23 protein-coding genes and 4 tRNA genes are annotated in these 26972 nt (G+C 36.8%); all 27 read left to right on the top strand.

Features of this window, described 5'->3' with window-relative positions; all coding sequences use genetic code 11:
- Nucleotides 1-244 precede the first annotated feature (244 nt).
- Nucleotides 245-2377: a TonB-dependent receptor gene (locus H4K33_RS03880; protein ID WP_182647170.1), complete on the top strand. Its 2133-nt coding sequence runs from the start codon at nucleotides 245-247 to the stop codon at nucleotides 2375-2377.
- Nucleotides 2378-2424: 47 nt separating this feature from the next.
- On the top strand, nucleotides 2425-3045 hold the full coding sequence (locus H4K33_RS03875; RefSeq protein ID WP_182647169.1) for a tetratricopeptide repeat protein: 621 nt from the start codon (nucleotides 2425-2427) through the stop codon (nucleotides 3043-3045).
- Nucleotides 3046-3067: 22 nt separating this feature from the next.
- The gene (locus H4K33_RS03870) at nucleotides 3068-4144 is read left to right on the top strand and encodes a sensor histidine kinase (protein WP_182647168.1); all 1077 of its coding nucleotides are present in this window, start codon (nucleotides 3068-3070) and stop codon (nucleotides 4142-4144) included.
- A 5-nt stretch (nucleotides 4145-4149) separates the two neighbouring features.
- A complete protein-coding gene (locus H4K33_RS03865; RefSeq protein WP_182647167.1) occupies nucleotides 4150-4896 on the top strand; it encodes a LytTR family DNA-binding domain-containing protein in 747 nt (248 codons plus the stop codon).
- 159 nt (nucleotides 4897-5055) lie between these two features.
- Nucleotides 5056-5250, top strand: coding sequence for a 30S ribosomal protein S21 (gene rpsU, locus H4K33_RS03860; RefSeq protein ID WP_182626785.1), 195 nt, complete (start codon nucleotides 5056-5058; stop codon nucleotides 5248-5250).
- A 68-nt stretch (nucleotides 5251-5318) separates the two neighbouring features.
- The gene (locus H4K33_RS03855; protein ID WP_182647166.1) at nucleotides 5319-6218 is read left to right on the top strand and encodes a tyrosine-type recombinase/integrase; all 900 of its coding nucleotides are present in this window, start codon (nucleotides 5319-5321) and stop codon (nucleotides 6216-6218) included.
- Between the two features lie 22 nt (nucleotides 6219-6240).
- Nucleotides 6241-6540, top strand: a complete 300-nt coding sequence (hpf, locus tag H4K33_RS03850; protein WP_182647165.1) for a ribosome hibernation-promoting factor, HPF/YfiA family — start codon at nucleotides 6241-6243, stop codon at nucleotides 6538-6540.
- 93 nt (nucleotides 6541-6633) lie between these two features.
- A tRNA-Thr gene (locus tag H4K33_RS03845) sits at nucleotides 6634-6707 on the top strand.
- Nucleotides 6708-6738: 31 nt separating this feature from the next.
- Nucleotides 6739-6819 (top strand) — tRNA-Tyr (locus H4K33_RS03840).
- 23 nt (nucleotides 6820-6842) lie between these two features.
- Nucleotides 6843-6914, top strand: a tRNA-Thr gene (locus tag H4K33_RS03835).
- A 58-nt stretch (nucleotides 6915-6972) separates the two neighbouring features.
- Complete coding sequence (gene tuf, locus H4K33_RS03830) at nucleotides 6973-8160, top strand: elongation factor Tu (protein ID WP_182647164.1); 1188 nt, start codon at nucleotides 6973-6975, stop codon at nucleotides 8158-8160.
- Between the two features lie 57 nt (nucleotides 8161-8217).
- A tRNA-Trp gene (locus tag H4K33_RS03825) sits at nucleotides 8218-8288 on the top strand.
- A 15-nt stretch (nucleotides 8289-8303) separates the two neighbouring features.
- On the top strand, nucleotides 8304-8501 hold the full coding sequence (gene secE, locus H4K33_RS03820) for a preprotein translocase subunit SecE (RefSeq protein WP_002987570.1): 198 nt from the start codon (nucleotides 8304-8306) through the stop codon (nucleotides 8499-8501).
- A 13-nt stretch (nucleotides 8502-8514) separates the two neighbouring features.
- Nucleotides 8515-9069 (top strand): transcription termination/antitermination protein NusG, encoded by a 555-nt coding sequence (gene nusG, locus H4K33_RS03815; protein WP_002987569.1) that lies wholly within the window; start codon nucleotides 8515-8517, stop codon nucleotides 9067-9069.
- Nucleotides 9070-9123: 54 nt separating this feature from the next.
- Entirely contained in the window at nucleotides 9124-9561 is a 438-nt protein-coding gene (gene rplK / locus H4K33_RS03810) for a 50S ribosomal protein L11 (protein ID WP_182626779.1), read from the top strand.
- An 18-nt stretch (nucleotides 9562-9579) separates the two neighbouring features.
- Nucleotides 9580-10269: a 50S ribosomal protein L1 gene (rplA, locus tag H4K33_RS03805; RefSeq protein ID WP_002987567.1), complete on the top strand. Its 690-nt coding sequence runs from the start codon at nucleotides 9580-9582 to the stop codon at nucleotides 10267-10269.
- A 22-nt stretch (nucleotides 10270-10291) separates the two neighbouring features.
- The gene (gene rplJ / locus H4K33_RS03800) at nucleotides 10292-10780 is read left to right on the top strand and encodes a 50S ribosomal protein L10 (protein ID WP_182647163.1); all 489 of its coding nucleotides are present in this window, start codon (nucleotides 10292-10294) and stop codon (nucleotides 10778-10780) included.
- Between the two features lie 85 nt (nucleotides 10781-10865).
- Nucleotides 10866-11234, top strand: a complete 369-nt coding sequence (gene rplL / locus H4K33_RS03795) for a 50S ribosomal protein L7/L12 (protein ID WP_182647162.1) — start codon at nucleotides 10866-10868, stop codon at nucleotides 11232-11234.
- A gap of 127 nt (nucleotides 11235-11361) precedes the next feature.
- The gene (gene rpoB / locus H4K33_RS03790) at nucleotides 11362-15174 is read left to right on the top strand and encodes a DNA-directed RNA polymerase subunit beta (RefSeq protein WP_182647161.1); all 3813 of its coding nucleotides are present in this window, start codon (nucleotides 11362-11364) and stop codon (nucleotides 15172-15174) included.
- 70 nt (nucleotides 15175-15244) lie between these two features.
- Nucleotides 15245-19540 carry a DNA-directed RNA polymerase subunit beta' gene (rpoC, locus tag H4K33_RS03785; RefSeq protein ID WP_182647160.1) on the top strand — a complete coding sequence of 1432 codons (4296 nt, stop codon included), beginning with the start codon at nucleotides 15245-15247 and terminating at the stop codon, nucleotides 19538-19540.
- A 3-nt stretch (nucleotides 19541-19543) separates the two neighbouring features.
- Nucleotides 19544-19855, top strand: coding sequence for a DUF3467 domain-containing protein (locus tag H4K33_RS03780; protein WP_182647159.1), 312 nt, complete (start codon nucleotides 19544-19546; stop codon nucleotides 19853-19855).
- Between the two features lie 972 nt (nucleotides 19856-20827).
- The gene (pdhA, locus tag H4K33_RS03775; RefSeq protein ID WP_182647158.1) at nucleotides 20828-21826 is read left to right on the top strand and encodes a pyruvate dehydrogenase (acetyl-transferring) E1 component subunit alpha; all 999 of its coding nucleotides are present in this window, start codon (nucleotides 20828-20830) and stop codon (nucleotides 21824-21826) included.
- A gap of 9 nt (nucleotides 21827-21835) precedes the next feature.
- Nucleotides 21836-23467 (top strand): pyruvate dehydrogenase complex dihydrolipoamide acetyltransferase, encoded by a 1632-nt coding sequence (locus tag H4K33_RS03770; RefSeq protein ID WP_182647157.1) that lies wholly within the window; start codon nucleotides 21836-21838, stop codon nucleotides 23465-23467.
- Between the two features lie 118 nt (nucleotides 23468-23585).
- Nucleotides 23586-24533 (top strand): M28 family metallopeptidase, encoded by a 948-nt coding sequence (locus H4K33_RS03765; protein WP_182647156.1) that lies wholly within the window; start codon nucleotides 23586-23588, stop codon nucleotides 24531-24533.
- 1 nt (nucleotide 24534) lies between these two features.
- Nucleotides 24535-25212, top strand: coding sequence for an SDR family oxidoreductase (locus H4K33_RS03760; RefSeq protein WP_182647155.1), 678 nt, complete (start codon nucleotides 24535-24537; stop codon nucleotides 25210-25212).
- Nucleotides 25213-25223: 11 nt separating this feature from the next.
- Entirely contained in the window at nucleotides 25224-25847 is a 624-nt protein-coding gene (locus tag H4K33_RS03755) for a SprT-like domain-containing protein (protein ID WP_182647154.1), read from the top strand.
- A 10-nt stretch (nucleotides 25848-25857) separates the two neighbouring features.
- Nucleotides 25858-26928 carry a mannose-1-phosphate guanylyltransferase gene (locus H4K33_RS03750; protein WP_182647153.1) on the top strand — a complete coding sequence of 357 codons (1071 nt, stop codon included), beginning with the start codon at nucleotides 25858-25860 and terminating at the stop codon, nucleotides 26926-26928.
- Nucleotides 26929-26972: the final 44 nt, after the last annotated feature.

The raw sequence follows: 26972 nt of genomic DNA, 5'->3' as shown, positions 1-26972 counted from the left end.
TCTAAGAACGGAAGTGCTGCTTTATGTAATCAAATATTGTAATTAATTTTCTGTAGCAATCAAGTAGAAGAAGTTTGTTTTTTAACTAGGAATAGATGATGATCAACCACAAAAGCGGTGAATTAAAGAAGTAATACAACGTTATCTACCGTTCGGACAGTTAAAAGAACCATTCGCGCACACTTTTTTTGAAGAGCAATACAGGTAAATTACGTTTGTAATCTAATGTAGAATTACACGTAAAATGAGAACACTATTTAGTTTGTTGTTGTTATTAATTGGAAGTTTTTTGCAGGCTCAATCTCTTCAAATTTCAGGAACCGTTGTAGATAGGAAAAACAAACCCATCGAAGGAGTTAATGTGTATATAGAAGAGAGTTTCGATGGAGCGTTATCTGATAAACAAGGATATTTTGTATTTGCAGTACAAGACAGTCTTGTTGAAGGAACGCTCAAATTGAAGCGCGTTAATTATTCCAGTATAGTACTTCCTATTCGCGTAACACAAGACAGTAACTATTCGTTTGTGATGGAGGAAGGAGAAGACTACTTAGAAGAAATTGTCATTAAGACAACAAGTAATGCCAAGAGAGGGAACAGCGAACGATTGGAGCTAAATGCAATGGATGTAGTGAGTACCGCAGGGAGTCCAGGAAACATAATAGGCGCATTGAGCACTTTACCAGGTGCTCAGGTTAATGGAGAAGATGGACGATTATTAATTCGCGGAGGTAGAGCAGAAGAAAGCGGTATTTATGTCAATGGCATTAAAGTTTTCCAACCTTATACCGCTACAATAGAAAACATGCCTGTACGATCTAAGTTTAATCCTTTTTTATTTAAAGGTATGTCGTTCTCAGCAGGGGGATATAGTGCTGAGTTTGGAGGAGCATTATCAGGGATATTAGAGATGGAAACCACAGAACAGATCGATCCCTCACGTAAAGATATTTCAATTTCATCCGTTGGAGGAAGTTTTGGACAAACACATCAATGGAAGAAGAATTCGCTGTCTTACAATGTTAATTATCTCAATTTGGGCGCTTATACCGCACTTGTTGAACAGCGATATAAAACCAAGAAACCCTTTTCAACACAGTCAGGTGAAATAGTGTATAAAAGAGAACTTAAAGACGCAGGGTATAAATTCTATGCAGCGATAGATCATTCATCAATAGCGTATGAGCAAGAAAGATACCCGAGTCATCGCATTGATGCCCTGTCAATGAACAATAACAATCTGTATATGAACAGTGCGTATTTTAAAAAAATAACCCCTTTTATGCGAGTCGATATCGGAACAGGGATAGGGTATTCTACTTATAGTGGAGAGATAAATGAAAAGTACATCAATACTAAAAATTGGGATTTGAATCAGAAGCTTAAATTATCCTATCAATGGAGTGGTCGTTGGCACTCTTTTTTGGGGATAGATTTTCAAATAGGACAATTAAAAGTGAAAAAAGCGATAGAGCAACTACAACAACAAGATGAGAAGACGGCCAACCAACTAGCTTTTTTCTTCGAGAATCAATGGCGTATAACGACTGATTTAACATGGAAAGCTGGAGTGCGAATAAATAAGTTTTCCGCAATATCTCAAGGAGTGATTGAACCTAGAACTACTTTGCTATATCAAATTAATTCCAAACAGCAATTAGTAGGATCTTACGGGGTATTTCACCAAGCGTTGAGTTCAGAATACCTGATAGACGTAAAACCACAAGAGTGGATGAAGGCACAGCATTATATCCTTAATTATACCTACAATTTTAATAAACGCTTGTTGCGTATAGAAGCCTTTTATAAAGATTATACAAAGTTGTTACTTGTAGATTCCAGTTCAACAAATCCGTATAATCAAGAAGGAAAAGGTTACGTCAAAGGGTTTGATCTTTTTTGGAAAGATCAAAACACAATCGAGAATTTCAGCTATTGGATTACGTATACCTATATGGATTCCAAAAGAAAGGAAATGTATAGTAAAGAAAATATACAACCCTCTTATGTAACGAAACACAACCTATCTATCGTTACAAAATACTGGATTAACACGTGGAAATCTCAGATAAGTATGACCTATAATTACAGTACGCCTCGATTGTTTCACACTCCAAATACCACAGAATATACAACCTATAAAAGTAGCCCTATACACAATTTAAGTATGAGTTGGGCCTATTTAGTACGACCTCAAAAAATTCTCTACTTATCGATCGATAATCTATTGGGGCGAAATCCAGTATACGCATATCAATTTAATACAACAAAGCAACAACCAGACTTGGTGCAAGCATCTGCTAAACGATTTGTCTATGTGGGGTTCATGTGGACAATCAGTGCCAACAAAAAAACAAACCAGTTAGAGAATCTCTAGTTTGAACGAGTCCTATTAATTTATTTCACATTTAAATATTTAATCAAATGAAAAAGGTATTAATTTTATTTTTTAGTGTTTGGAGTATCCTGTCTTTCGGACAGACCAATTATGAGAAGGGAATGAAAAAGGCAATGAATGAATGGCATAAGGGAAACACCAAAGAGGCATTAGCTGTATTAGAGCGAATCTCTGATGCAAAACCAGCCGATTGGATTCCTGTATATTATCAGGTATTGATAAACATAACGCAAGGATTCCAAAATCCAAGAAGCGAAACAGTAGCGTCTATCGTCGAACAGAATCGCATGCTTATTGAACGATGGTTGGACAAAAAGGACGATGAGTGGTATGTATTGCAAGGAATGAATGAAACACTTGACCTTATGACTGATCCTATGAACAAAGGCATGAGCCAAAGTCCCATAATCATTGCAGCCTATCAAAAGGCAATCAAACTCGATTCGGATAATCCTAGAGCCGTTTATTCTTTGGCGAATTTTTATTTGAATAGTTCGAAATTTATGAAAATCGATGAGGAACAATGTATAAAAGATTTGCGAAGATCCATTGAGCTATTTGATCAACAAAAAGAGCAGGAGCCATTTTATCCATCTTGGGGAAGAGAATGGGCGTTGAAAACACTAACAGTCTATGAGAAAAAGTAAGTAACAAAGAACAGAAGGAACAATGAAAATCAATTGGTATAGACACAGTGTGTTAGCGATTAATTTTGGTGTGATGAGTAGTTTGTCTACTTCATACTATTTCTTTAACAAGACTAAACATCTTAGTCATGCGTCTTACACAGACTATCTTTTTTCAAAAAATGCATGGTTGTCTTTTTTGATTACCGTGTGTATTTATGGGGCAAATGTCGGTGCAAGCATATTGTTAGATCTTCTTTTGAATAAAATAAATCGAAAGAGGAAAATTCCTTTTAGTCGAATGGTTCGAAATATTTTGTTTTTTACCAACGGATTATTTGTTTCTATTGTATCATACTATTTCTTCTTGAGTCTTTTCTTGTGGTTTTTTTTCCAAGTGCCTTTCCAGTCCTTCTATACCACAGAACATTTACACCTTAGCGATTTTTTAGGTGTTATTCTTGTGAGTTTTTTCATTATTATGATTGTCTTTGTTTTTTCATACAACGATCAATTAAGAGCGTTAGAACTTAAAAATAAAGAGATGGAAATTGCGTTACAGAAAAGCCAAATTGCCCATATGAAGGAACAGTTGTCACCGCATTTTTTGTTTAACAATCTCAATGTGCTTATTAGCACGATTCAAGAAGATCCGATTAAAGCAGAACAATTTGCTCGTTCTTTTTCAAAAATATACCGCTATGTTTTGGAACGTTTAGACAATTCTTCCTGTTCCGTAGGGGAAGAGGTCGCCTTTATCAAAGATTATATTTATCTTCTCAATGTTAGATATGATCAAGCCATTGATTTTCTCATTGACGATGAAGTGACTAATTGGGGGGAGGTACAGATACCAACATTGAGCTTGCAATTGTTAATTGAAAATGTGGTTAAGCACAACGCAATTCCATCAGAAGGAAAAATAACGGTGACGTTAAAGGTGGAGAAGGAACATTTGGTCATGGAAAATCAAAAATACAGTAAACCAAAACAGGAGTATTCTACAGGAGTAGGATTATCGAATCTATCAAGACGATGTCAATTGTTGTTCAAAAGAGAAATTGAAATTAAAGATTTAATAGCTAGTTTTAGCGTGAGTATTCCCTTACAAAAAAAGTAATATCGATGAATATAGTTATTATTGAAGACGAAAAACCCGCAGCAAGATTGTTAATACGCGAGTTAGACAAATTAGGCTTTAGCGTGCAACAAACCTTGCATTCTGTTAGTGAAGCAATTCCTTGGTTTGTTCAAAATGAACAGCCCGATTTGATTTTTGCCGATATACAATTGACAGATGGCTTGTCTTTAGAAATTTTTGAACAAGTAGAACTGCAACACAGCGCTATTATTTTCGTAACAAGTTTTGATCATTATGCGATAAAAGCTTTTAAGCTCAATAGCATTGATTATCTATTGAAACCGATAGACTCCAGTGAATTGTTGGGGGCGATCACTAAGTTTAAGGCGCATTGCCATCGAATAGGGCAGCAGGTAGAGCAGTTGAGACGCACAATACCAAAGGCTACATATCCCAAGCGATTTATGGTCAAGATAGGCATGCAATTAAAAATGATCTTGGTTGAAGATGTGGTTTGTTTCTATAGAGAAGATAGAGGAGTGTATGTTGTAACGAAGGAAGGAAAAAGTCATCTATTAGACGAATCTTCGTTAGAGGCTATTGTGAAAATGGTAGATCCATCTCAATTTTTTAGAGTCAACCGGTACCAAATTATAGCTATAGATTTTATTGAGCAGATGATTCACCTTTCTACATCGCGATTAAAAGTAACGTTGTTGAATTATAAGGAAGAAGTGATGGTTAGTAGAGAACGAATAAGTGATTTTAAGCTGTGGTTAGGGGCTAATTAGTTTAAAATATACTTGTTTTAAATTGTAGCTGAAGGAATTAGCAAAAGGAAAAATTAATGTAAAATAAAAGGGAAGAGTAGAAAAAAAGTGTTTTTTTGTTGTGTTGTATAAAAAAAGCATTACTTTTGCATCACCAAATGAGAGGAGGTGTATGAAAACATGTTGATCATTCCAATTAAAGACGGAGAAAATATTGATAGAGCACTAAAGCGCTACAAAAGAAAATTTGACAGAACAGGTACGTTACGTCAATTAAGATCTCGTCAGCACTTTACTAAACCGTCTGTTTTAAAAAGAGACAAAATGCAAAAAGCTGCATATATCCAACACTTAAGAGATTCAGTAGAAATCTAGTCTTAAACGTAGGATTAAAGTATAAGGCCGTTGTAATAAAGTATTATCTTTGTTACAACGGTTTTTTTATGGACAAAAATTTAGAAAAGTTTTTAGAGTACTTAGCGAAAGAGAAGAATTACTCGCGGCATACGATAGAGGCGTATCAAAATGATATTGCTGTTTTTTTGGGTTATTTGGAAGAAAGTGAAAAGAATTACTTGTTGATCAAATACGATGCAGTTCGCTCTTGGATTGTCGTATTGATGGAAACAGGTATGAGTAAGCGATCCATTAATCGAAAGATGAGTGCATTAAAAGCATTTTATAAGTTTTTGATGAAAATTAGCGAAGTAGAGGTAAGTCCGCTCCAACAGCACAAGACCTTAAAAGTCGAGAAGAAATTGCAATTGCCTTTTTCAATGGTAGAAGTTGATGCAGTTCGCATTGACTTAGAAGAGCAAGAGGGGTTTGATGCTTTGCGCGATTTGGTTATTGTGGAGATGTTGTATTGTCTGGGCTTACGTCGGAGTGAGCTCTGTGGAGTACAAGTGGTTGATGTAGATTTTTACACCAAAATGATTCGCATCACTGGAAAGGGAAATAAGGTGCGTTACGTGCCTATGATCGATACTTTAATCGCACTTTTAAAACGCTATTTGATTGAACGTGCGAACGTTTTGAGAGATTTTCAAGAAATTAACTATTTTTTAATAGATAGTAAGGGTGCTAAAGTTGATGAAATATTTGTTTATCGAGTGATTAATTTATATTTTAGTAAGACGACAACCAAGGAAAAAAATAGTCCTCATATGTTAAGGCATGCATTTGCCACTCATCTTTTAGAAAACGGGGCTGATATTAATTCGATCAAAGAGTTGATGGGGCATCAAAGCTTAGCTTCTACTGAAGTTTATGCGCATGTAAATCTAAAAGAATTGAAAGAAACGTATATGAAGACGCATCCGAGGTTGAGGAAAAACAAATAAAGAACCTTAAAAACAAAACGTTATGAAAGTAAACATTCAAGCAGTTAATTTTAATGTGGATCGTAAACTAGTGGATTTTATCAACGAGAGAATGCTAAAAGTAGGTAAGTTTTACGATAAAGTGATTTCTGTAGACGTATTTTTAAAATTGGAAAATACAAATGAGAAAGAAAACAAAACAGTTGAGGTTAAATTATTAGTTCCAGGTGATGATATTCTTGCGAAAAAAACGTGTAAAACATTTGAAGAGGGAGTTGATTTAGGTGCGGATGCTATCGAACGCATGGTTGTGAAGTACAAAGAGAAAATGAAAGCACATTAATGGAAAAAAATCAGTAAATTGTTTTTTTTAATCAATAAAATATATACATTTGCAGTCCGTTAGAAATAGCGGACTTTTTCTATTGAGTAAAATGCCGGTGTAGCTCAGTTGGCTAGAGCAGCTGATTTGTAATCAGCAGGTCGTGGGTTCGAGTCCCTCCATCGGCTCAAAAGAAACAAGTGAAAACCAAAGGTTTGAGGGGAGATACTCAAGCGGCCAACGAGGACGGACTGTAAATCCGTTGGGAAACCTTCGCAGGTTCGAATCCTGCTCTCCCCACGACTAAATATAAAAATGCATAAGCCGGTGTAGCTCAGGGGTAGAGTGCTTCCTTGGTAAGGAAGAGGTCACGGGTTCAAATCCCGTCATTGGCTCAGGTTTTTTTATTATATTTGAACACTAATTATATAACTAAGATTAAATTATTAGATCATGGCAAAGGAAACTTTTGATCGTTCGAAACCGCACTTAAACATCGGTACTATCGGACACGTTGACCACGGTAAAACTACTACTACTGCTGCTATTACTAAAGTTTTAGCTGACGCAGGATTCTCAGAAGCTCGTTCATTTGATTCAATTGATAATGCTCCAGAAGAAAAAGAGCGTGGTATTACAATTAATACTTCTCACGTAGAGTACCAAACTAAAAACCGTCACTATGCACACGTTGACTGTCCAGGTCACGCGGATTACGTGAAAAACATGGTTACTGGTGCTGCTCAGATGGATGGTGCTATCTTAGTAGTTGCTGCTACTGATGGACCAATGCCACAAACTCGTGAGCACATCTTATTAGGACGCCAAGTAGGTATTCCTAGAATTGTTGTTTTCTTAAACAAAGTTGACTTAGTAGATGACGCTGAGTTATTAGAGCTTGTTGAAATGGAAGTTAGAGATTTATTATCTTTCTACCAATATGACGGTGATAATGGACCAGTAGTTCAAGGTTCTGCTTTAGGAGCTTTAAACGGAGAGCAAAAATGGGTTGATGCATTATTGCAATTAATGGATGAAGTTGACGCTTGGATCGAAGAGCCAGTACGTGACAACGAAAAACCATTCTTAATGCCAGTAGAAGACGTATTTACAATTACAGGACGTGGAACTGTTGCTACAGGACGTATCGAAACTGGAGTTGCTAATACAGGAGATGCTGTTGAAATCATCGGTATGGGAGCTGACAAATTAACTTCTACTATTACAGGAGTTGAGATGTTCCGTAAAATCTTAGACCGTGGAGAAGCTGGAGATAACGTAGGTTTATTATTGAGAGGTATTGACAAAACTGATATCCGTCGTGGTATGGTTATTTGTAAACCAGGTTCAGTTAAACCACACGCTAAATTCAAAGCTGAGGTTTATATCTTGAAAAAAGAAGAAGGTGGACGTCACACTCCATTCCATAACAACTACCGTCCTCAATTCTACGTTCGTACAACTGACGTAACTGGAACAATCCAATTACCAGAAGGAACTGAGATGGTTATGCCTGGAGATAACTTAACTATCACTGTTGAGTTGTTAAGCCCAATCGCTTTATCAGTAGGTTTACGTTTCGCTATCCGTGAAGGTGGTAGAACAGTAGGTGCTGGTCAGGTAACTGAAATTTTAGACTAATTATTTAGTATAAATAAATTTTTAAAGTCAGCGGGTAACCGCTGACTTTTATAACAAACGGGTGTAGTTCAAGGGTAGAATAGCGGTCTCCAAAACCGTTGATGGGGGTTCGAATCCCTCCACCCGTGCAAAAACAATATAACATGGCAAAGGTATTTAATTACATATCAGAAGCTTTTACAGAACTTAAATCAAATGTAACTTGGTCTCCTTGGGCTGAAGTGCAAAAGTATACCATCGTGATTGCAATTTTTGCAATCGTATTGGCACTTGCTACTTGGGGAGTAGATAGTTTGTTTGGGGACTTGTTAGGGAAGTTTTATAATTGGATAAGATCATAAGGAGAAAAATATTATGGCTGATACAAATGTCAAAAAATGGTATGTGGTTCGTGCGGTAAGTGGACAGGAGAATAAAGTTAAGAATTATATCGAAACTGAAATTTCTCGTTTAGGGTTGTCAGATTATCTTTCGCAAGTTTTAGTACCAACTGAAAAAGTGGTTTCTGAAGATAAGAATGGTAAGAAGAAAACAACTGAACGCGTTTACTTTCCAGGCTATGTGATGATTGAGGCTAACTTGACAGGAGAAGTTCCGCATGCTATTAAATCAATAACAGGAGTTATTGGTTTTCTTGGAGAAACAAGAGGAGGAGATCCCGTGCCTTTAAGAGAGTCTGAGGTTAATCGCATGTTAGGAAAAGTCGATGAATTAGCTGTGAAAGTTGATTCAGGTGCAATCCCTTATGAAGTTGGTGAGTCAGTAAAAGTGACTGATGGTCCATTTAAAGGTTTCGATGCAACCATCGAAAACATAAATGAAGATAAGCGTAAGCTAGAGGTAATGGTGAAGATTTTTGGAAGAAAGACACCTTTGGAATTAAGCTTTACACAAGTAGAAAAAATATAATGTTACATAGACGCATCTTTGCTTCCAAAAGAGATGTGCTAAATTTTTTTAGAAATGGCAAAAGAAATTAGTAAAGTAGTTAAACTACAAGTTAAGGGAGGTGCTGCGAATCCTTCGCCACCGGTTGGACCTGCTTTGGGGGCTGCTGGAGTTAATATCATGGAGTTCTGTAAGCAATTTAATGCTAGAACACAAGATAAACCCGGTAAAGTTTTACCAGTACAAATTACTGTGTACAAAGACAAATCATTCGAATTTGTTGTTAAAACGCCACCTGCTGCTGTTCAATTATTAGAGGCTGCAAAAGTGAAATCTGGATCTGGTGAGCCTAATAGAAAAAAAGTAGCTAGCGTAACTTGGGAACAAGTACGTGCTATCGCAGAAGACAAAATGCCGGATTTAAACGCATTTACTGTTGAATCAGCGATGTCAATGATCGCGGGTACTGCAAGATCTATGGGTATATCAGTAACGGGAACAGCTCCTTTTTAATTGTAAAAGAAAAAAGAAATGGCAAAATTAACAAAAAAGCAAAAGGAAGCTGCTGCTAAAATTGAGAAAGGTAGATTTTATTCTTTAAAAGAAGGTTCTGCTTTAATTAAAGAAGTTGCTTCTGCAAAATTTGACGAATCTGTTGATATCGCTGTACGTTTGGGTGTAGATCCACGTAAAGCTAATCAAATGGTGCGTGGGGTAGTTACTTTACCACACGGAACTGGAAAAGATGTTAGAGTGTTAGCATTAGTTACTCCGGATAAAGAAGCTGAAGCTACAGCTGCTGGAGCAGACTATGTTGGATTAGATGAGTACCTACAAAAAATCAAAGACGGTTGGACAGATGTTGATGTTATCATCACTATGCCTGCTGTTATGGGTAAATTAGGACCATTAGGACGTATTTTAGGTCCTAGAGGATTAATGCCAAACCCTAAAACTGGTACTGTAACTATGGACGTAGCGAAAGCAGTTCAAGAAGTGAAAGCTGGTAAAATCGATTTTAAAGTTGATAAAACGGGAATCGTTCACGCAGGTATTGGAAAAGTATCGTTTAGTGCTGATATGATTCAAGAAAATGCAGCTGAATTGATTCAAACATTAATCAAATTAAAACCAACAGCAGCTAAAGGTACTTATGTTAAGTCTATTCATATATCTAGTACTATGAGCCCTGCTATTGCTTTAGATCCTAAAGCAGTATAATTGGTAGAAAAAATTTTTACGTATGACTAGAGAACAAAAAGCAGTAGCGATAGAAGACATTAAAGGAAAATTAGCAGATGCTAATATCTTTTATATAGCTGATATTTCAGGATTAAATGCAGAGGTTACTACAAACTTGAGAAGAGCTTGTAATAAAGCAGGTATCACAGTTGAAGTAGTTAAGAATACGTTGCTTGCTAAAGCAATGGAATCATCTGAGAAAAACTATGAGGATTTACCTTCAGTATTAAAAGGAAACAGCGCGATCTTTATTTCGGACGTTGCTAACGGACCGGCTAAAATTATCAAAGATTTTAGAAAGAAAAGCGACAAACCTTTATTGAAAGGAGCTTACATTAACGAAGAAATCTATATCGGTGATAGCCAATTAGATTCGTTAGTAGCTATCAAATCTAAAGAGGAAGTTATTGGAGAAATCATCGGATTACTACAATCACCTGCTCAAAGAGTTATCTCAGCTCTACAAAATCAATTCAAAGACGAAGAATAAAAAAAGATTCTTGTGTTTGAATGTTCCATAAACGAACGCACATTAATAAATTATATTTTTACAAATCATTTAAACGATAGAAAAAATGGCAGATTTGAAACAATTCGCAGAACAATTAGTTAACTTAACAGTTAAAGAAGTTAACGAATTAGCAACTATATTAAAAGATGAATACGGAATTGAGCCTGCAGCTGCTGCTGTAGTTGTAGCTGCTGGTGGAGACGCTGGAGCTGCTGAAGAGCAAACTGAATTCACAGTAGTATTAAAAGACGCTGGTGCTTCTAAATTAGCAGTAGTTAAAGCAGTTAAAGAATTAACTGGTTTAGGTCTTAAAGAAGCTAAAGATATGGTTGATTCAGTTCCTGCAAACATCAAAGAAGGTGTTTCTAAAGATGAGGCTGAAGGTCTTAAAAAAGCATTGGAAGAAGCTGGAGCTGTTGTTGAGCTTAAATAAGCTTTTTAACCAAAATATTTTAGGTTTAGGTCTTGGGAGCAATCCCAAAGGCCTAAACCATTTTGCGTATAAATCGATTTGTGCGTAAATCTTATTAAACATTATAAACAAAATTTATTGTCCATTGATGATCACAAATCAGAATGAAAGATTAAATTTTGCCTCTACAAAGAATATTCCTGCTTATCCAGATTTCTTGGATATCCAGGTTAAGTCTTTTAAGGATTTCTTTCAGTTAGAAACGAAATCAGAAGAAAGAGGTAATGAAGGTTTATATAATACCTTCATGGAGAACTTCCCGATCACTGATACGAGAAATCAGTTTGTATTGGAGTTTCTTGATTACTTTGTTGATCCTCCTCGCTATTCAATTGAAGAATGTATTGATAGAGGACTAACGTATAGCGTTCCGTTAAAAGCGCGTTTAAAATTGTACTGTACTGATCCAGAACACGAAGATTTCGAGACTATCGTTCAAGATGTGTATTTGGGAACTATACCGTATATGACGCCTAGCGGTACATTTGTAATCAATGGAGCTGAGCGTGTGGTAGTGTCTCAATTACACCGTTCACCTGGTGTGTTCTTTGGACAGTCATTCCATGCTAATGGAACTAAATTGTATTCGGCGAGAGTTATTCCTTTCAAAGGATCATGGATTGAGTTTGCTACTGATATCAATAGCGTAATGTACGCCTATATTGATAGAAAGAAAAAATTACCTGTTACTACCTTATTCCGTGCAATTGGATTCGAAAGAGACAAGGATATCCTAGAGATTTTCGACCTTGCAGAGGAGGTAAAAGTATCAAAAACAGGATTGAAAAAATACATCGGTCGTCGACTTGCTGCACGTGTGTTAAACACTTGGCATGAAGACTTCGTAGATGAAGATACAGGAGAAGTAGTTTCAATTGAGAGAAATGAGATTATCTTAGACCGTGATACAGTCCTAGATAAAGATAATGTCGAAGAAATCATTGAGGCGAACGTTAAGAATATCCTCCTACATAAAGAAGACAATAATCAGGCAGATTATGCCATCATTCATAATACGTTACAGAAGGACCCTACTAACTCTGAAAAAGAGGCAGTAGAGCACATCTACCGTCAGTTGCGTAATGCAGAACCGCCTGATGAGGAAACTGCACGCGGTATTATTGATAAATTATTCTTCTCCGACCAACGTTACAATCTAGGTGAGGTAGGTCGTTACAGAATGAATAAAAAACTTAATCTTGATACCCCAATTGACAAACAGGTATTGACAAAAGAAGATATTATCACTATTGTTAAATACTTGATTGAATTGATTAACTCGAAGGCTGAGATTGATGATATTGACCACTTATCAAACCGTCGTGTACGTACTGTAGGTGAGCAATTATCAGCTCAATTTGGTGTTGGTTTAGCACGTATGGCTAGAACAATTCGCGAGCGTATGAACGTACGTGACAACGAAGTGTTTACTCCAATCGACTTAATTAACGCGAAGACATTATCTTCAGTGATTAATTCATTTTTCGGAACGAACCAGTTATCTCAGTTCATGGATCAAACGAATCCATTGGCAGAGATTACACATAAACGTCGTTTATCAGCTTTAGGACCTGGAGGTTTATCTAGAGAAAGAGCTGGTTTCGAGGTACGTGACGTTCACTATACACACTACGGACGTTTATGTCCTATTGAAACGCCAGAGGGACCAAACATTGGTTTGATCTCATCTCTTGCGGTGTATGCAAAAGTGAATAACATGGGATTCATCGAAACTCCATACCGTCCAGTAGTGGAAGGAAAAGTGGATATCGTGAACGATCCAGTATATTTAAGTGCTGAAGAAGAGGAAGGAATGTTAATCGCTCAAGCGAACGTTCCAATGGATAGCGAAGGAAACATTACAGAAGAACGTGTAGTTGTAAAAGAAGAAGGGGATTTCCCAGTGGTTGAACCTAAAGAATTACACTATACTGACGTTTCTCCTAACCAGATCGCTTCAATTTCAGCTTCATTGATTCCGTTCTTAGAACACGATGACGCCAACCGTGCGTTGATGGGATCAAACATGATGCGTCAGGCTGTGCCTTTATTACGTGCGGATTCTCCAATCGTAGGTACAGGTTTAGAAAGACAAGTTGCTTCGGATTCACGTGTTTTAATTAACGCTGAAGGTGAAGGAGTTGTTGAGTATGTAGACGCTCAAAAAATTATTATTAAATACGATCGTACGGATGAAGAGCGTTTAATCAGCTTCGATCCAGACGAAAAAGTATACAATCTAATTAAATTTAGAAAAACCAACCAAAGTACTTGTATCAACTTGAAACCTATTGTTCGCAAAGGAGATAGAGTAACAAGAGGACAAGTATTATGTGAAGGATATGCTACACAAAACGGAGAGTTAGCGCTTGGACGTAACTTGCAAGTGGCTTTTATGCCATGGAAAGGGTACAACTTCGAGGATGCTATCGTGATCTCTGAAAAAGTAGTGCGTGAAGATATCTTTACATCTATCCACATTGATGACTATACACTTGAGGTACGTGATACTAAATTAGGAAACGAAGAGTTGACTAATGATATCCCGAACGTAAGTGAAGAGGCAACAAAAGACTTAGATGAAAACGGTATGATCCGCATCGGTGCTGAAGTTAAGCCTGGTGATATCCTTATTGGTAAAATTACACCGAAAGGTGAGTCTGATCCAACACCTGAAGAGAAGTTATTACGCGCAATCTTCGGTGATAAAGCTGGAGATGTTAAAGATGCATCGTTAAAAGCTTCGCCTTCATTAAGAGGAGTTGTGTTAGATAAAAAATTATTTGCAAGAGCTGTAAAAGACAAACGCAAACGCTCAAAAGACAAAGATGATTTAGCTTTATTAGAAACAAAATTCGAAGTGAAGTTTAATGAGTTAAAAGATCGTTTGGTTGAAAAATTATTCTTCATCGTGAATGGTAAAACATCACAAGGTGTATTGAATGATTTAGGAGAGGAAATCTTACCGAAAGGAAAGAAATTCACTCAAAAAATGTTACATGCTGTAGATGATTTCGCTCACTTAACGAAAGGACAATGGACAGTTGATGAAGAGACAAACAGTATGATTACTGATTTGATCCACAACTACAAAATTAAGTTGAACGACTTACAAGGTGCTTTACGTAGAGAGAAATTTATGATTACGGTTGGGGATGAATTACCATCTGGAATCTTAAAACTTGCAAAAGTTTATATTGCTAAAAAACGTAAGTTAAAAGTTGGGGATAAGATGGCAGGACGTCACGGTAACAAAGGTATTGTTGCTAGAATCGTTAGAGATGAAGACATGCCATTCTTAGAAGACGGTACGCCAGTGGATATCGTGTTAAACCCATTAGGGGTACCATCTCGTATGAACATTGGTCAGATCTATGAAACTGTATTAGGATGGGCTGGACAAAAATTGGGTAAAAAATATGCTACTCCAATTTTCGACGGTGCTGAATTAGATCAAATTAATGCGCTTACAGATGAAGCTGGTATTCCTAGATTTGGACATACTTATTTGTACGATGGAGGAACAGGAGAACGTTTCCACCAAAGAGCAACAGTAGGAGTTATTTACATGTTGAAATTAGGACACATGGTTGATGATAAGATGCACGCGCGTTCAATCGGACCATACTCTTTAATTACGCAACAACCATTAGGAGGTAAAGCTCAATTTGGAGGTCAGCGTTTTGGAGAGATGGAGGTTTGGGCTCTAGAAGCATACGGAGCATCAAGTACATTACGTGAGATTTTGACGGTAAAATCGGATGACGTTATTGGTAGAGCGAAAACTTACGAAGCTATCGTTAAAGGTGAAACTATGCCAGAACCAGGATTGCCTGAATCATTCAATGTATTAATGCATGAATTAAAAGGTCTTGGATTAGACATCAGATTAGAAGAATAAACTATAGATTTTAGAGTAAGCAGTTTTTGCTGCTTACTCTTTATCATACACTTTAACAAGTAAGTTTACCATGAATAGAAATAAAGAGAAAAATACCGTAAAAAGGTTTAATAAAATCTCAATTGGTTTAGCTTCACCTGAATCGATTCTTGCTGAATCAAGAGGGGAAGTTTTAAAACCAGAAACAATTAACTATCGTACGCATAAACCAGAACGTGATGGTTTATTCTGCGAGCGTATTTTTGGTCCTGTAAAAGATTACGAGTGTGCTTGTGGTAAGTATAAAAGAATTCGCTACAAAGGAATCGTTTGTGACCGTTGTGGTGTTGAAGTTACTGAAAAGAAAGTACGTCGAGATAGAGTAGGGCATATCAACCTTGTTGTGCCTATTGCACATATTTGGTATTTCCGTTCTTTACCTAATAAAATTGGTTATATCTTAGGTCTTCCGTCTAAGAAGCTAGATATGATCATCTACTACGAGCGTTATGTCGTAATTCAACCAGGTATTGCTAAAAATGCCGAGGGTGAAGCGCTAAATCGCCTTGATTTCTTAACTGAAGAAGAATATCTGAATATCGCAGATTCTCTTCCGATGGAAAATCAATTCTTAGATGATACAGATCCAAATAAATTCATCGCTAAAATGGGTGCTGAATGTATTATGGATTTATTAGCGACAACTGACTTAGATCAATTGTCTTATACTTTGCGTCACGCAGCTAATAACGAAACATCTAAACAAAGAAAAACCGAAGCATTAAAACGTCTTCAAGTGGTTGAGGCTTTCCGTGAATCAAACGAGAATCGCGAGAATAGACCTGAATGGATGATCCTAAAAGTGATTCCTGTTATTCCACCTGAATTACGTCCATTAGTGCCATTAGATGGTGGTCGTTTTGCAACGTCGGATTTGAATGACCTATATCGTCGTGTGATTATCCGTAACAACCGTTTAAAACGATTAATGGAAATTAAAGCTCCTGAAGTAATCTTGCGTAATGAAAAACGTATGCTTCAAGAGGCTGTAGATTCACTATTTGACAACACAAGAAAATCTTCTGCTGTTAAGACTGAGTCTAACCGTCCATTAAAATCATTATCTGATTCATTAAAAGGTAAACAAGGACGTTTCCGTCAAAACTTACTTGGTAAACGTGTGGATTATTCTGCTCGTTCGGTAATTGTCGTTGGACCTGAATTGAAATTATACGAGTGTGGATTGCCAAAAGATATGGCTGCTGAACTTTACAAACCGTTCGTAATCCGTAAATTGATTGAGAGAGGTATCGTAAAAACAGTAAAATCTGCGAAGAAAATTATTGATAAGAGAGAGCCAGTAGTTTGGGATATCTTAGAAAACGTGATTAAAGGACACCCTGTTCTATTGAACCGTGCCCCTACGTTACACCGTTTAGGTATTCAAGCATTCCAACCGAAATTGATTGAAGGTAAAGCGATTCAGTTACACCCATTAGTGTGTACGGCGTTTAACGCGGATTTCGATGGTGACCAGATGGCAGTTCACTTGCCATTAGGACCAGAGGCAATCTTAGAAGCTCAATTGTTAATGTTGGCTTCACACAATATCTTGAACCCAGCGAATGGTGCGCCTATTACAGTACCTTCTCAAGACATGGTACTTGGTCTATACTATATGACTAAGTTACGTAAGTCTACACCAGAAGAAATTGTAAAAGGAGAAGGATTAACATTCTACTCTGTTGAGGAAGTACACATTGCTATCAACGAAGGGAAACTTGACTTGAATGCTGGTGTTAAAGTACGTGCGAAAGATTATAACGAAAAAGGTGAATTAGCGTATAGAATCATTGAAACTACTGCTGGACGTATCTTGTTTAACGAGGTAGTTCCTGAAAAAGCAGGATATATCAATGAGGTATTAACGAAAAAATCACTTCGTGATATTATTGGAGGTATTTTAGCTACAACTGACGTACCTACAACAGCTGCATTCTTAGATGATATCAAAGGAATGGGCTATGGTTACGCTTTCCGCGGAGGATTGTCATTCAGTTTGGGTGATATTATCGTTCCAGAGAAAAAACAAGATTTGATTGATGATGCAAACCAACAAGTAGATCATATTACTATGAACTATAACATGGGGCTTATCACAAATAATGAGCGTTACAACCAAGTTATTGACGTTTGGACATCGACAAACGCTATGTTAACTGAATTAGCGATGAAGAACATTCGCGAAGATAAACAAGGATTTAACTCAGTATACATGATGTTGGATTCTGGAGCGAGGGGTTCTAAGGAGCAGATTCGTCAGTTAACTGGTATGCGTGGTTTGATGGCTAAGCCGAAAAAATCAACAGCAGGTGGTGGTGAGATTATCGAAAACCCGATTCTTTCTAACTTTAAAGAAGGTCTATCGATTTTAGAGTATTTCATTTCTACTCACGGTGCTCGTAAAGGTCTTGCGGATACGGCGTTAAAAACAGCGGATGCTGGATACTTAACTCGTCGTCTACATGACGTTGCACAAGATGTAATCGTTAACTCGGTGGATTGTGGTACTTTGAGAGGTATTGATGTAATGCCATTAAAGAAAAACGAAGAGGTAATTGAAACATTAGGAGAAAGAGTATTAGGACGTGTTGCGTTAAACAACGTAGTGAATCCTTTAAACTCAGAAGTAATCGTTGGTGCAGGTGAGGAAATCACTGAAGCAATCGCTAAAGCAATCAACGCAGCTCCTATCGAATCGGTTGAAGTTCGTTCTCCATTGACATGTGAGGCTAAAGTTGGTATCTGTGCGAAATGTTACGGACGTAACCTTGCTACAGCAAGAATGGTTCAAAAAGGTGAAGCTGTTGGTGTTGTTGCTGCTCAATCAATTGGGGAGCCTGGTACACAGTTAACATTGAGAACCTTCCACGTTGGGGGTACTGCTGGAAATATTTCTGAAACTTCTACAATCAACGCTAAGTTTAAAGGTCGTTTAGAGATCGAAGAACTTAGAACAGTTGAAGGTGAAGACCACGAAGGAAAGAAGATCAACATCGTTATCTCTCGTTCTACAGAGGTGAAATTGTACGATTCAAATACAGGAATTTTGTTAACAACAAACAATATCCCTTATGGTTCTACAATCTTTGTAAATGACGGAGATGTTGTTGAAGAAGGAGCTATTATCTGTAAGTGGGACCCTTATAACGGTGTAATCGTTTCTGAGTTCACAGGTAAAGTTGCTTATGAAGATATCGAACAAGGACAAACGTTCATGGTTGAAATCGATGAGCAAACTGGTTTCCAAGAAAAGGTAATTAGCGAATCAAGAAACAAAAAATTAATTCCTACTTTATTAATTTACGGTAAAGACGGTGAGTTAATTCGTTCATACAACTTACCAGTAGGTTCTCACTTAATGGTAAATGACGGAGAGAAAATTAAAGCTGGTAAAGTTTTAGTTAAGATTCCTCGTCATACCTCAAAAGCAGGGGATATTACAGGAGGTTTACCTCGTATTACAGAGCTTTTAGAAGCGCGTAATCCGTCGAATCCAGCTGTAGTTTCTGAAATTGATGGGGTAGTATCTTTCGGTAAAGTGAAAAGAGGTAACAGAGAGATCGTTGTTGAATCTAGAACAGGAGATGTAAGAAAGTATTTAGTTAAACTTTCTAACCAAATCTTAGTTCAAGAGAATGACTTCGTAAGAGCAGGTTTACCATTGTCTGACGGAGCAATTACGCCAGATGATATTTTACGTATCCAAGGACCTTCAGCTGTTCAACAGTACTTAGTAAACGAAATTCAAGAAGTTTACCGTTTACAAGGGGTAAAAATTAATGACAAACACTTCGAGGTTGTTATTAGACAAATGATGCGTAAAGTTCAAATTCAAGATCCAGGGGATACCTTGTTCTTAGAAGATCAATTAATTCACACAAGTGACTTTATCGTTGAAAACGATCGTTTATTCGGTATGAAAGTTGTTGTTGATGCTGGTGAATCTGAGAACTTGAAAGAAGGACAAATTGTTTCAATGCGCGAATTACGCGATGAGAACTCATTGTTAAAACGCGAAGATAAAAACTTAGTAATCGCTAGAGATGTTATGCCAGCTACTGGTACTCCAATTCTACAAGGTATTACTAGAGCTTCGTTACAAACGAAGTCGTTTATCTCTGCAGCGTCATTCCAGGAAACAACAAAAGTGTTAAACGAAGCAGCTGTAGCTGGTAAGATTGATACATTAATGGGATTAAAAGAAAACGTAATTGTTGGACATAGAATCCCTGCTGGTACTGGTATGCGTGAGTATGAAAGTATCATTGTTTCTTCAAATGAAAATGGAGATTTATTAACGCAAGAACAAGAATTAAACTTCTAAGACATGGCTGAAGATCAAAATAACTTCAATATCGAATTGGATGAAGTAACGGCAGAAGGAACTTATTCCAATCTGGCAATAATCAATCATTCAAACACTGAATTTGTGGTCGATTTTGTGAACATCATGCCGGGTGTACCAAAAGCTAGAGTGAAATCAAGAATTATCTTGACACCGCAACATGCTAAAAGACTATTACGAGCACTGGAAGATAATATCAGTAGATTCGAAGAGTCTAATGGAGCAATTAAAGATTACGATTCAAGTAATAATGCAATGCCTCCTATCAACTTTGGTCCAAAAGGAGAAGCTTAATTAGCGCTATATAAAGAAAAGCCTCGCACGAAAGTGTGAGGCTTTTTTTATGTAGTTCTGCTTCGTCTTGCTTTGTGTTACCCCTGTATTAACCTTTTAAAATTCTCTTGTTATTGCTTGTTTCTTCTTATTAGTGTTGTTTTATTGCTAAATCCATGGTTTTGGTAGTCGAATTGAATAGCCAGTTACATTATTTTTGATATTTGCTCCTATCTGAAATACCTAACGGATCTGATTTGTCACAGCGATCTGCGGTGATCGCTTAATTTGATAACTTAAAATTGATATCGGTTAACTATACCTTAATTTGAATTAATTGGAAGTTGTGCTGAAATTGACTTGCTTTGTCTCACGAAAATAAAAGAACTACGCAACACAACAAAAATGGAGAAGTAAGTGTATAGGAATCCAAATAAGCGAGCATTAAGTGAGCGCTGGTGTATTTCTTTTGATCTTACAATAAAACCCAAATTAGGATAGTCGTTGTTACCACTCGTTTGATACAAGCAGTAAAGTAATGACCTAATTTATATTTTATTTTAAGCGTGAATCGAGCCCTTGAAGAGAAATTCTCTAAAAGGGCTTATTTTTTGGATAAAATGCTGTGAATTATGGATTAAAATAGAATATAATGATGCTTGGAATCAAAATAGATAGAAGGTGAATTTTAGGAAAAGAATAGCGTATCGAGTTTGGAGTATAACTTTCGTATAAAAAGAATAAAATGAATGTGAATAATGGGGTCTAAACTTAGTTGGTGTACTATATTAATAGTATTGTTAAGAGGGGATGTTCAATAAAAATGAAATGTTTTCTTAAAAAATATAAAGAATAATACCTACAATTTAAAATACTTCAAATAAATTTTTCAATCTAAAGTAGATGTGCTATTTTTGCCTTTCCACAGTATAGTGGGTATTTAGCAAAGTCTGTATTTAGAGTAGGTTCACTACTCATGAAAAGTAAAGTCATATGAAAGAAATTACAAAAGAAGTTTATCTAAAGTGGTATGAAGACATGCTATTTTGGAGAAAGTTTGAAGACAAGCTTGCAGCTTTATATATTCAACAAAAAGTAAGAGGATTCTTACATTTGTATAACGGGCAAGAAGCGGTTTTGGCTGGAGCTTTACACGCAATGGATTTGTCAAAAGACAAAATGATTACAGCATACAGAAATCACGTACAACCAATCGGACTGGGCGTTGATCCACGAAGAATTATGGCTGAATTGTTAGGAAAAGGGACAGGTACTTCTCAAGGTTTGGGAGGTTCAATGCACATCTTTTCTAAAGAACATAACTTCTATGGAGGACATGGAATTGTAGGTGGACAAATTCCTTTAGGAGCTGGATTAGCATTCGCAGATAAATATTTTGATAGAAAAGCAGTAACGATGTGTTACTTCGGTGATGGGGCTGCACGTCAAGGATCATTGCACGAGACATTCAATATGGCAATGAACTGGAAGTTACCTGTAGTATTTATTATTGAAAATAATGGATATGCAATGGGAACATCAGTAGAACGAACAGCAAATCACTCAGAGATCTGGAAATTGGGATTAGGATATGAAATGCCTAGTGGACCAGTAGATGGAATGAACCCTGTAAAAGTAGCAGAGGCTATGTACGAAGCAATCGAAAGAGCGCGTCGTGGAGATGGACCAACACTACTTGAAATGAAAACATACCGTTACAGAGGTCACTCGATGTCAGATGCTCAACATTACCGTACAAAAGAAGAGGTTGAAGAGTACAAAAAGATAGATCCAATTACACAAGTATTAGATGTAATTAAAGCAAACGGTTATGCAACTGAAAGCGAAATCGAAGCGATGGATCAACGCGTAAAAGACTTAGTTGCTGAATGTGAGAAATTCGCTGAAGAATCTCCATTCCCAGAACTAAACGTAATGTACGACGTAGTATACGAACAAGAGAATTACCCTTTTTTACCTCATAGATTATAATAAAATAATATGGCAGAAGTAATTACAATGCCACGCTTAAGCGACACCATGACAGAAGGTGTTGTTGCAGCTTGGTTAAAGAAAGTTGGAGATAAGATTTCTGAAGGAGATATCCTTGCTGAAATCGAAACAGACAAAGCAACAATGGAATTTGAATCTTTTTACGAAGGTACATTGTTATACATTGGATTACAAGAAGGGGAAGCTGCTCCAGTTGACTCGCTTCTTGCTATTATTGGAAAAGAAGGTGAGGATATTACGGCTTTAATTGGTGGAGGTGCAGCTCCTGTTGCTGAAAAAGTAGCAGAAGTAGAAGCTCCAGAAGCAGAAGTAAAAACCACCACTGCAGCACCAGCTATTCCAGCCGGTGTGAAAGTGATCACAATGCCTCGTTTAAGTGATACGATGACTGAAGGTACGGTGGCTAGTTGGATCAAAAAAGTAGGAGATAAAATCGAAGAAGGCGATATTTTAGCGGAGATTGAAACGGATAAAGCAACAATGGAATTTGAGGCTTTCGAATCAGGAACGCTTTTATACGTTGGTATACAAGAAGGTGAATCAGCGCCTATCGATAGTGTTTTAGCTATCTTAGGACCTGCTGGAACTGATGTGACGGCTTTAGTTGAAGGAGCTAAAAATGGAGGGGCAGTTGCTACAACAACTGAAGCGCCAGTGGAAGCACCAAAAGCAGTTGAATCAACTACAGTAGCTGTTGCAACTGAAACTTCTACTACAGGTGGACGCGTTTTCGTTTCGCCTTTAGCTAAAAAAATAGCAGAAGAGAAAGGAATTAACTTGACTCAAGTAAAAGGAAGTGGTGAAAATGGTCGTATTATTAAACGAGACGTTGAGAATTTCGTACCTAGTGCTGCTCAAACAACTACTTCAACGGCTGCTCCAGTTGCTCAAGCAACTGCTACTGCACCTGAGGTAAAACCTTTTATTCCTGCTGGAGAAGTAAGCTTCGAAGAAGTGAAAAACTCTCAAATGCGCAAAACAATTGCACGTCGTTTAGCGGAATCTAAATTTACAGCACCTCATTATTACTTGACTATCGAAATTGACATGGATAACGCCATGACTTCTCGTAAGTTGATTAACGAGATGCCAGATACAAAGGTATCGTTTAATGATATGGTGGTTAAAGCATGTGCTATGGCTTTGCGTAAACACCCACAAGTAAATACACAATGGACTGACAATGCTACAATCTACAATAACCACATTGCAGTGGGAGTTGCTGTTGCAGTAGAGGATGGACTAGTTGTGCCAGTATTGCCTTTTACAGATCAAATGTCGTTAACGCATATTGGAACAAAAGTAAAAGAATTGGCAGGTAAAGCAAAAACAAAAAAATTGACACCTGCAGAGATGGAAGGAAGTACATTTACAGTTTCAAACTTGGGAATGTTCGGAATTCAATCGTTTACATCGATCATCAATCAACCTAACTCAGCCATTTTATCTGTTGGAGCTATTGTAGAAAAACCAGTAGTTAAAAATGGACAAATTGTTGTAGGTAATACAATGACTGTAACGTTGGCTTGTGACCACAGAACAGTTGATGGTGCTACAGGTGCACAATTCTTACAAACACTGAAAAGTTATATTGAAAACCCAGTTACAATGCTGGCGTAGTCAATTCTTACAGAATAAAATCAAAAAGCTTGCATATTGCAAGCTTTTTTTTGTTTTTTTAATACAAACTAAAGCTAAAATACTGTAAAATAACAAGTGTATTTTGTATTTTTGAGCCATGTTTAAAGTGAAATATTTTAGTTTTTTAGTGGCGATCGTAGCTACTTCTTGTAGTGTATCGTCTAATCTGCCAAATGAGTCTCAAGTAGAGGTTTCATCGGTAAAAATTAATACATCCCTGAATTATTTGGCGTCTGATGAATTACTAGGTAGAGATTCGGGACATGAAGGTAATGTGAAAGCAGCTACTTATTTGGCAAAAGAGTTAAAGGAGTATGGTATTCAACCTTATTATGAAAGTTATGAAGACAAGCTAACTGCTGTTGAAAATACTTGGAATGTAGTGGGAGTGATTCCTGGATCAGATTCAAAATTGAAAAACGAAATAGTTGTTCTAGGTGCACATTATGATCATATTGGCATTCAAAAACCAATTGCAGGTGATTCTATTGCCAATGGTGCTAATGACAATGCTTCGGGAGTAAGTGTTCTGTTAGAACTAGCGCGTAATTTGTCTCAAAAAGATTTAAAGCGCACCGTTGTTGTCTGCTTTTTTACTGCTGAAGAATTAGGGCTTTTAGGATCAGAACACTTAGCAAAACGCTTAAAAAATGAAAATGCCAATGTTGTACTCATGCTGAATTTCGAAATGCTTGGAGTTCCTATGAAAAGAGAGTATACCACTTTTATTACCGGGTACGATCAAAGCAATCTAGCAGAAAAAATAAATGCGTTAGCAGGAGAACCTCTTGCTGGACGATTTGAAGATGCAGAAAAAATGAAACTATTTATGCGTTCTGATAATTACCCTTTTTATCAGGCTTATAAAATACCAAGTCAAACTTTTAGCTCTTCTGACTTTGAAAATTTTATATACTATCATCATGTCAAGGATGAAGCGCATTTGATGGATGTACCTTTTATGACAGAACTAACAAAGAAATTTGTTCCTGTCGTAGAAAAATTGATTAACTTACCTTCTGGTGAAATTAGATTGAAAAACTAAAATGAAACATATTATTGTTACGGGAACAAGCCGCGGTATTGGTTTAGAAACAGTTAAGATATTAGCAGCTAAAGGACACAAAGTACTCGCTATTTCTCGCAAGAAATCTGCTGATTTAGCTGTATTAGAAAATGTAACTTGTCTAGAGATAGATCTTACTATTGAGGCTGATCTACAACAAGTAAAAGAATATGTCGCTACACAGTGGGGACATATAGACATTTTGATCAACAATGCAGGTGCCTTAGTGAATAAACCTTTTGAAGAGATCACGCAAGATGAATTTGAATGGGTGTATAAAGTAAATGTATTTGGGTTAGCTCGTTTGGTTCAGTTGTGTATCCCTTATTTTGTGGTGAATAGCCATGTTGTTACTATCAGTAGCATGGGAGGAGTTCAAGGAACAATGAAGTTTGGGGGCTTAGCAGCTTATAGCTCAAGTAAAGGAGCAGTGATTATACTAAGCGAACTCTTAGCAGAAGAATACAAAGAGAAAGGAATTGCGTTTAATGTAATCGCATTAGGAGCAGTTCAAACCGAAATGTTAGAAGAAGCATTTCCTGGATATCAAGCACCATTGATGCCAGAAGAAATAGGTGAATATATAAGTGATTTTGCACTTACGGGAAATAAATATTTTAATGGAAAAGTACTACAAGCATCTAGTACTACCCCTTAAAAAAAAGAATATTGATTACGATACTCAAGCCTTATTTACCTGAACCAGCGCTAGAGGCAGCCTTTGAATTAATTAAGCATTATCACATTCATTTAAAAATTGTAAATGAAAGGGTAACACGTCATGGAGATTATACACGAGGATTGGATGGGAAACATTTAATTACCATCAATTCCAATTTGAATCCCTATCGTTTTTTAATGACATTAATTCACGAGATTGCTCATTTAGTAGCTTTTCAAAAATATGGACGCCATATTAAACCCCATGGAGTAGAGTGGAAACAAACGTTTCGCTTACTCATGTTGCCTTTTTTAAGACCAGAAGTTTTTCCAGATCGGTTATTGCCGCTTTTGGCTAATCATTTCAGAAATCCCTCTGCAAGTAGCGATACAGACGAACGCTTATCCATAGCGATGAAGATGTACGACCCAGTCGATAAAAGTAGTAACCGTTGTTTTGTGTATGAAATTCCCTTGGGGAGTCATTTCAAAACATATAATGGCAAGGTGTTTAAACGCGGTCCATTGCGTGTAAAAAGATTTGAGTGTTTGGAGATAGCAACCGGGCGATTATTTGTGTTTAAAGCAAATGCCGAAGTTGAAATGATGACACATTATGTTGTAAAACAATAAGAAGAATAGTATGAGTTCGAATTATTATGCTGTTGTAATGGCGGGAGGAGTTGGTTCGCGTTTTTGGCCAGTTAGTACTCCAGAATTCCCTAAACAGTTCCACGATATGTTAGGATCAGGAGAAACACTGATTCAAAAAACATTCATGAGATTGTCTCAGTTAATACCCAAAGAAAATATCTTGATATTGACGCATGAGAATTACAAAACAATTGTACAAGAACAGTTGCCTTCAGTAGAACCCAATAATATCATTTTAGAACCTGCCATGCGAAATACCGCTCCGTGTATTTTGTATGCAGCTATGAAAATAAAAAAACTTAATCCTGATGCTGTTATGGTCGTTGCACCTAGTGATCACTGGATTGAAGATGAGCTTCAATTTGTGTCTAATTTACAGCGTACATTTGACGTTTGTGAACGAGATCAAGTATTGATGACTCTAGGGATCTTACCGACGTTTCCCAATACTGGATATGGATATATCGAATTTAATAAACTCGATTCTCGACCAATTAAAAAGGTTGTTCAATTCCGTGAAAAACCAGATTATGTTACAGCGAGAAAGTTTATTCAAAGTAGACACTTCTTGTGGAATTCAGGAATATTTGTTTGGAGTGTTAGTGCAATTTTAGATGCATTCTCTAACTTTCAACCAGAAATGACCGAACTTTTCGATGCAGGCTATGATTTGCTTAATACAGAGCAAGAAAAGGCTTTTATCGATGAAAACTATTCTAAAGCTGATAATATATCTATTGATTATGCAGTCATGGAAAAGGCGAATAACGTATATGTACTACCCGCTACTTTTGATTGGAATGATCTAGGTACATGGGGATCGTTGTATGAGAAACTTCCCAAAGATATTTCGGATAACGCTGTAGTGAATGCAGATGTGTATTTCAATAATGCAACGAATAATATTGTTCGTTCAGATAAAGGAAAGCGCGTTGTGATTGATGGATTGAATGACTACATCGTTGTGGATAAAGAAGATATATTGTTGATTTATCCCAAGAAAAAAGAACAAGAAATTAAAACCGTTAGCCAATATATCGAAGCTAAAAAAGAAAAATAACAGTCGGAAAGTCCTTGTCTAAACAAGGACTTTCTGGTTTTAAT

Origin of the sequence: Myroides sp. WP-1 (assembly GCF_014145635.1) — a bacterium.
GTDB lineage: Bacteria > Bacteroidota > Bacteroidia > Flavobacteriales > Flavobacteriaceae > Flavobacterium.
This window is presented reverse-complemented; position numbering and strand designations above follow the sequence as displayed.

What these genes read in the sequence shown, in the direction of transcription:
- rplJ (WP_182647163.1), top strand. Translation starts at nt 10,292, where the DNA reads ATGACTAGAGAACAAAAAGCAGTAGCGATAGAAGACATTAAAGGAAAA.
- H4K33_RS03865 (WP_182647167.1), top strand. Translation starts at nt 4,150, where the DNA reads ATGAATATAGTTATTATTGAAGACGAAAAACCCGCAGCAAGATTGTTA.
- rplL (WP_182647162.1), top strand. Translation starts at nt 10,866, where the DNA reads ATGGCAGATTTGAAACAATTCGCAGAACAATTAGTTAACTTAACAGTT.
- H4K33_RS03855 (WP_182647166.1), top strand. Translation starts at nt 5,319, where the DNA reads ATGGACAAAAATTTAGAAAAGTTTTTAGAGTACTTAGCGAAAGAGAAG.
- H4K33_RS03750 (WP_182647153.1), top strand. Translation starts at nt 25,858, where the DNA reads ATGAGTTCGAATTATTATGCTGTTGTAATGGCGGGAGGAGTTGGTTCG.
- H4K33_RS03875 (WP_182647169.1), top strand. Translation starts at nt 2,425, where the DNA reads ATGAAAAAGGTATTAATTTTATTTTTTAGTGTTTGGAGTATCCTGTCT.
- H4K33_RS03765 (WP_182647156.1), top strand. Translation starts at nt 23,586, where the DNA reads ATGTTTAAAGTGAAATATTTTAGTTTTTTAGTGGCGATCGTAGCTACT.
- H4K33_RS03770 (WP_182647157.1), top strand. Translation starts at nt 21,836, where the DNA reads ATGGCAGAAGTAATTACAATGCCACGCTTAAGCGACACCATGACAGAA.
- rplA (WP_002987567.1), top strand. Translation starts at nt 9,580, where the DNA reads ATGGCAAAATTAACAAAAAAGCAAAAGGAAGCTGCTGCTAAAATTGAG.
- secE (WP_002987570.1), top strand. Translation starts at nt 8,304, where the DNA reads ATGGCAAAGGTATTTAATTACATATCAGAAGCTTTTACAGAACTTAAA.
- rpoB (WP_182647161.1), top strand. Translation starts at nt 11,362, where the DNA reads ATGATCACAAATCAGAATGAAAGATTAAATTTTGCCTCTACAAAGAAT.
- pdhA (WP_182647158.1), top strand. Translation starts at nt 20,828, where the DNA reads ATGAAAGAAATTACAAAAGAAGTTTATCTAAAGTGGTATGAAGACATG.
- nusG (WP_002987569.1), top strand. Translation starts at nt 8,515, where the DNA reads ATGGCTGATACAAATGTCAAAAAATGGTATGTGGTTCGTGCGGTAAGT.
- H4K33_RS03760 (WP_182647155.1), top strand. Translation starts at nt 24,535, where the DNA reads ATGAAACATATTATTGTTACGGGAACAAGCCGCGGTATTGGTTTAGAA.
- H4K33_RS03870 (WP_182647168.1), top strand. Translation starts at nt 3,068, where the DNA reads ATGAAAATCAATTGGTATAGACACAGTGTGTTAGCGATTAATTTTGGT.
- tuf (WP_182647164.1), top strand. Translation starts at nt 6,973, where the DNA reads ATGGCAAAGGAAACTTTTGATCGTTCGAAACCGCACTTAAACATCGGT.
- hpf (WP_182647165.1), top strand. Translation starts at nt 6,241, where the DNA reads ATGAAAGTAAACATTCAAGCAGTTAATTTTAATGTGGATCGTAAACTA.
- rplK (WP_182626779.1), top strand. Translation starts at nt 9,124, where the DNA reads ATGGCAAAAGAAATTAGTAAAGTAGTTAAACTACAAGTTAAGGGAGGT.
- H4K33_RS03880 (WP_182647170.1), top strand. Translation starts at nt 245, where the DNA reads ATGAGAACACTATTTAGTTTGTTGTTGTTATTAATTGGAAGTTTTTTG.
- rpsU (WP_182626785.1), top strand. Translation starts at nt 5,056, where the DNA reads ATGTTGATCATTCCAATTAAAGACGGAGAAAATATTGATAGAGCACTA.
- rpoC (WP_182647160.1), top strand. Translation starts at nt 15,245, where the DNA reads ATGAATAGAAATAAAGAGAAAAATACCGTAAAAAGGTTTAATAAAATC.
- H4K33_RS03780 (WP_182647159.1), top strand. Translation starts at nt 19,544, where the DNA reads ATGGCTGAAGATCAAAATAACTTCAATATCGAATTGGATGAAGTAACG.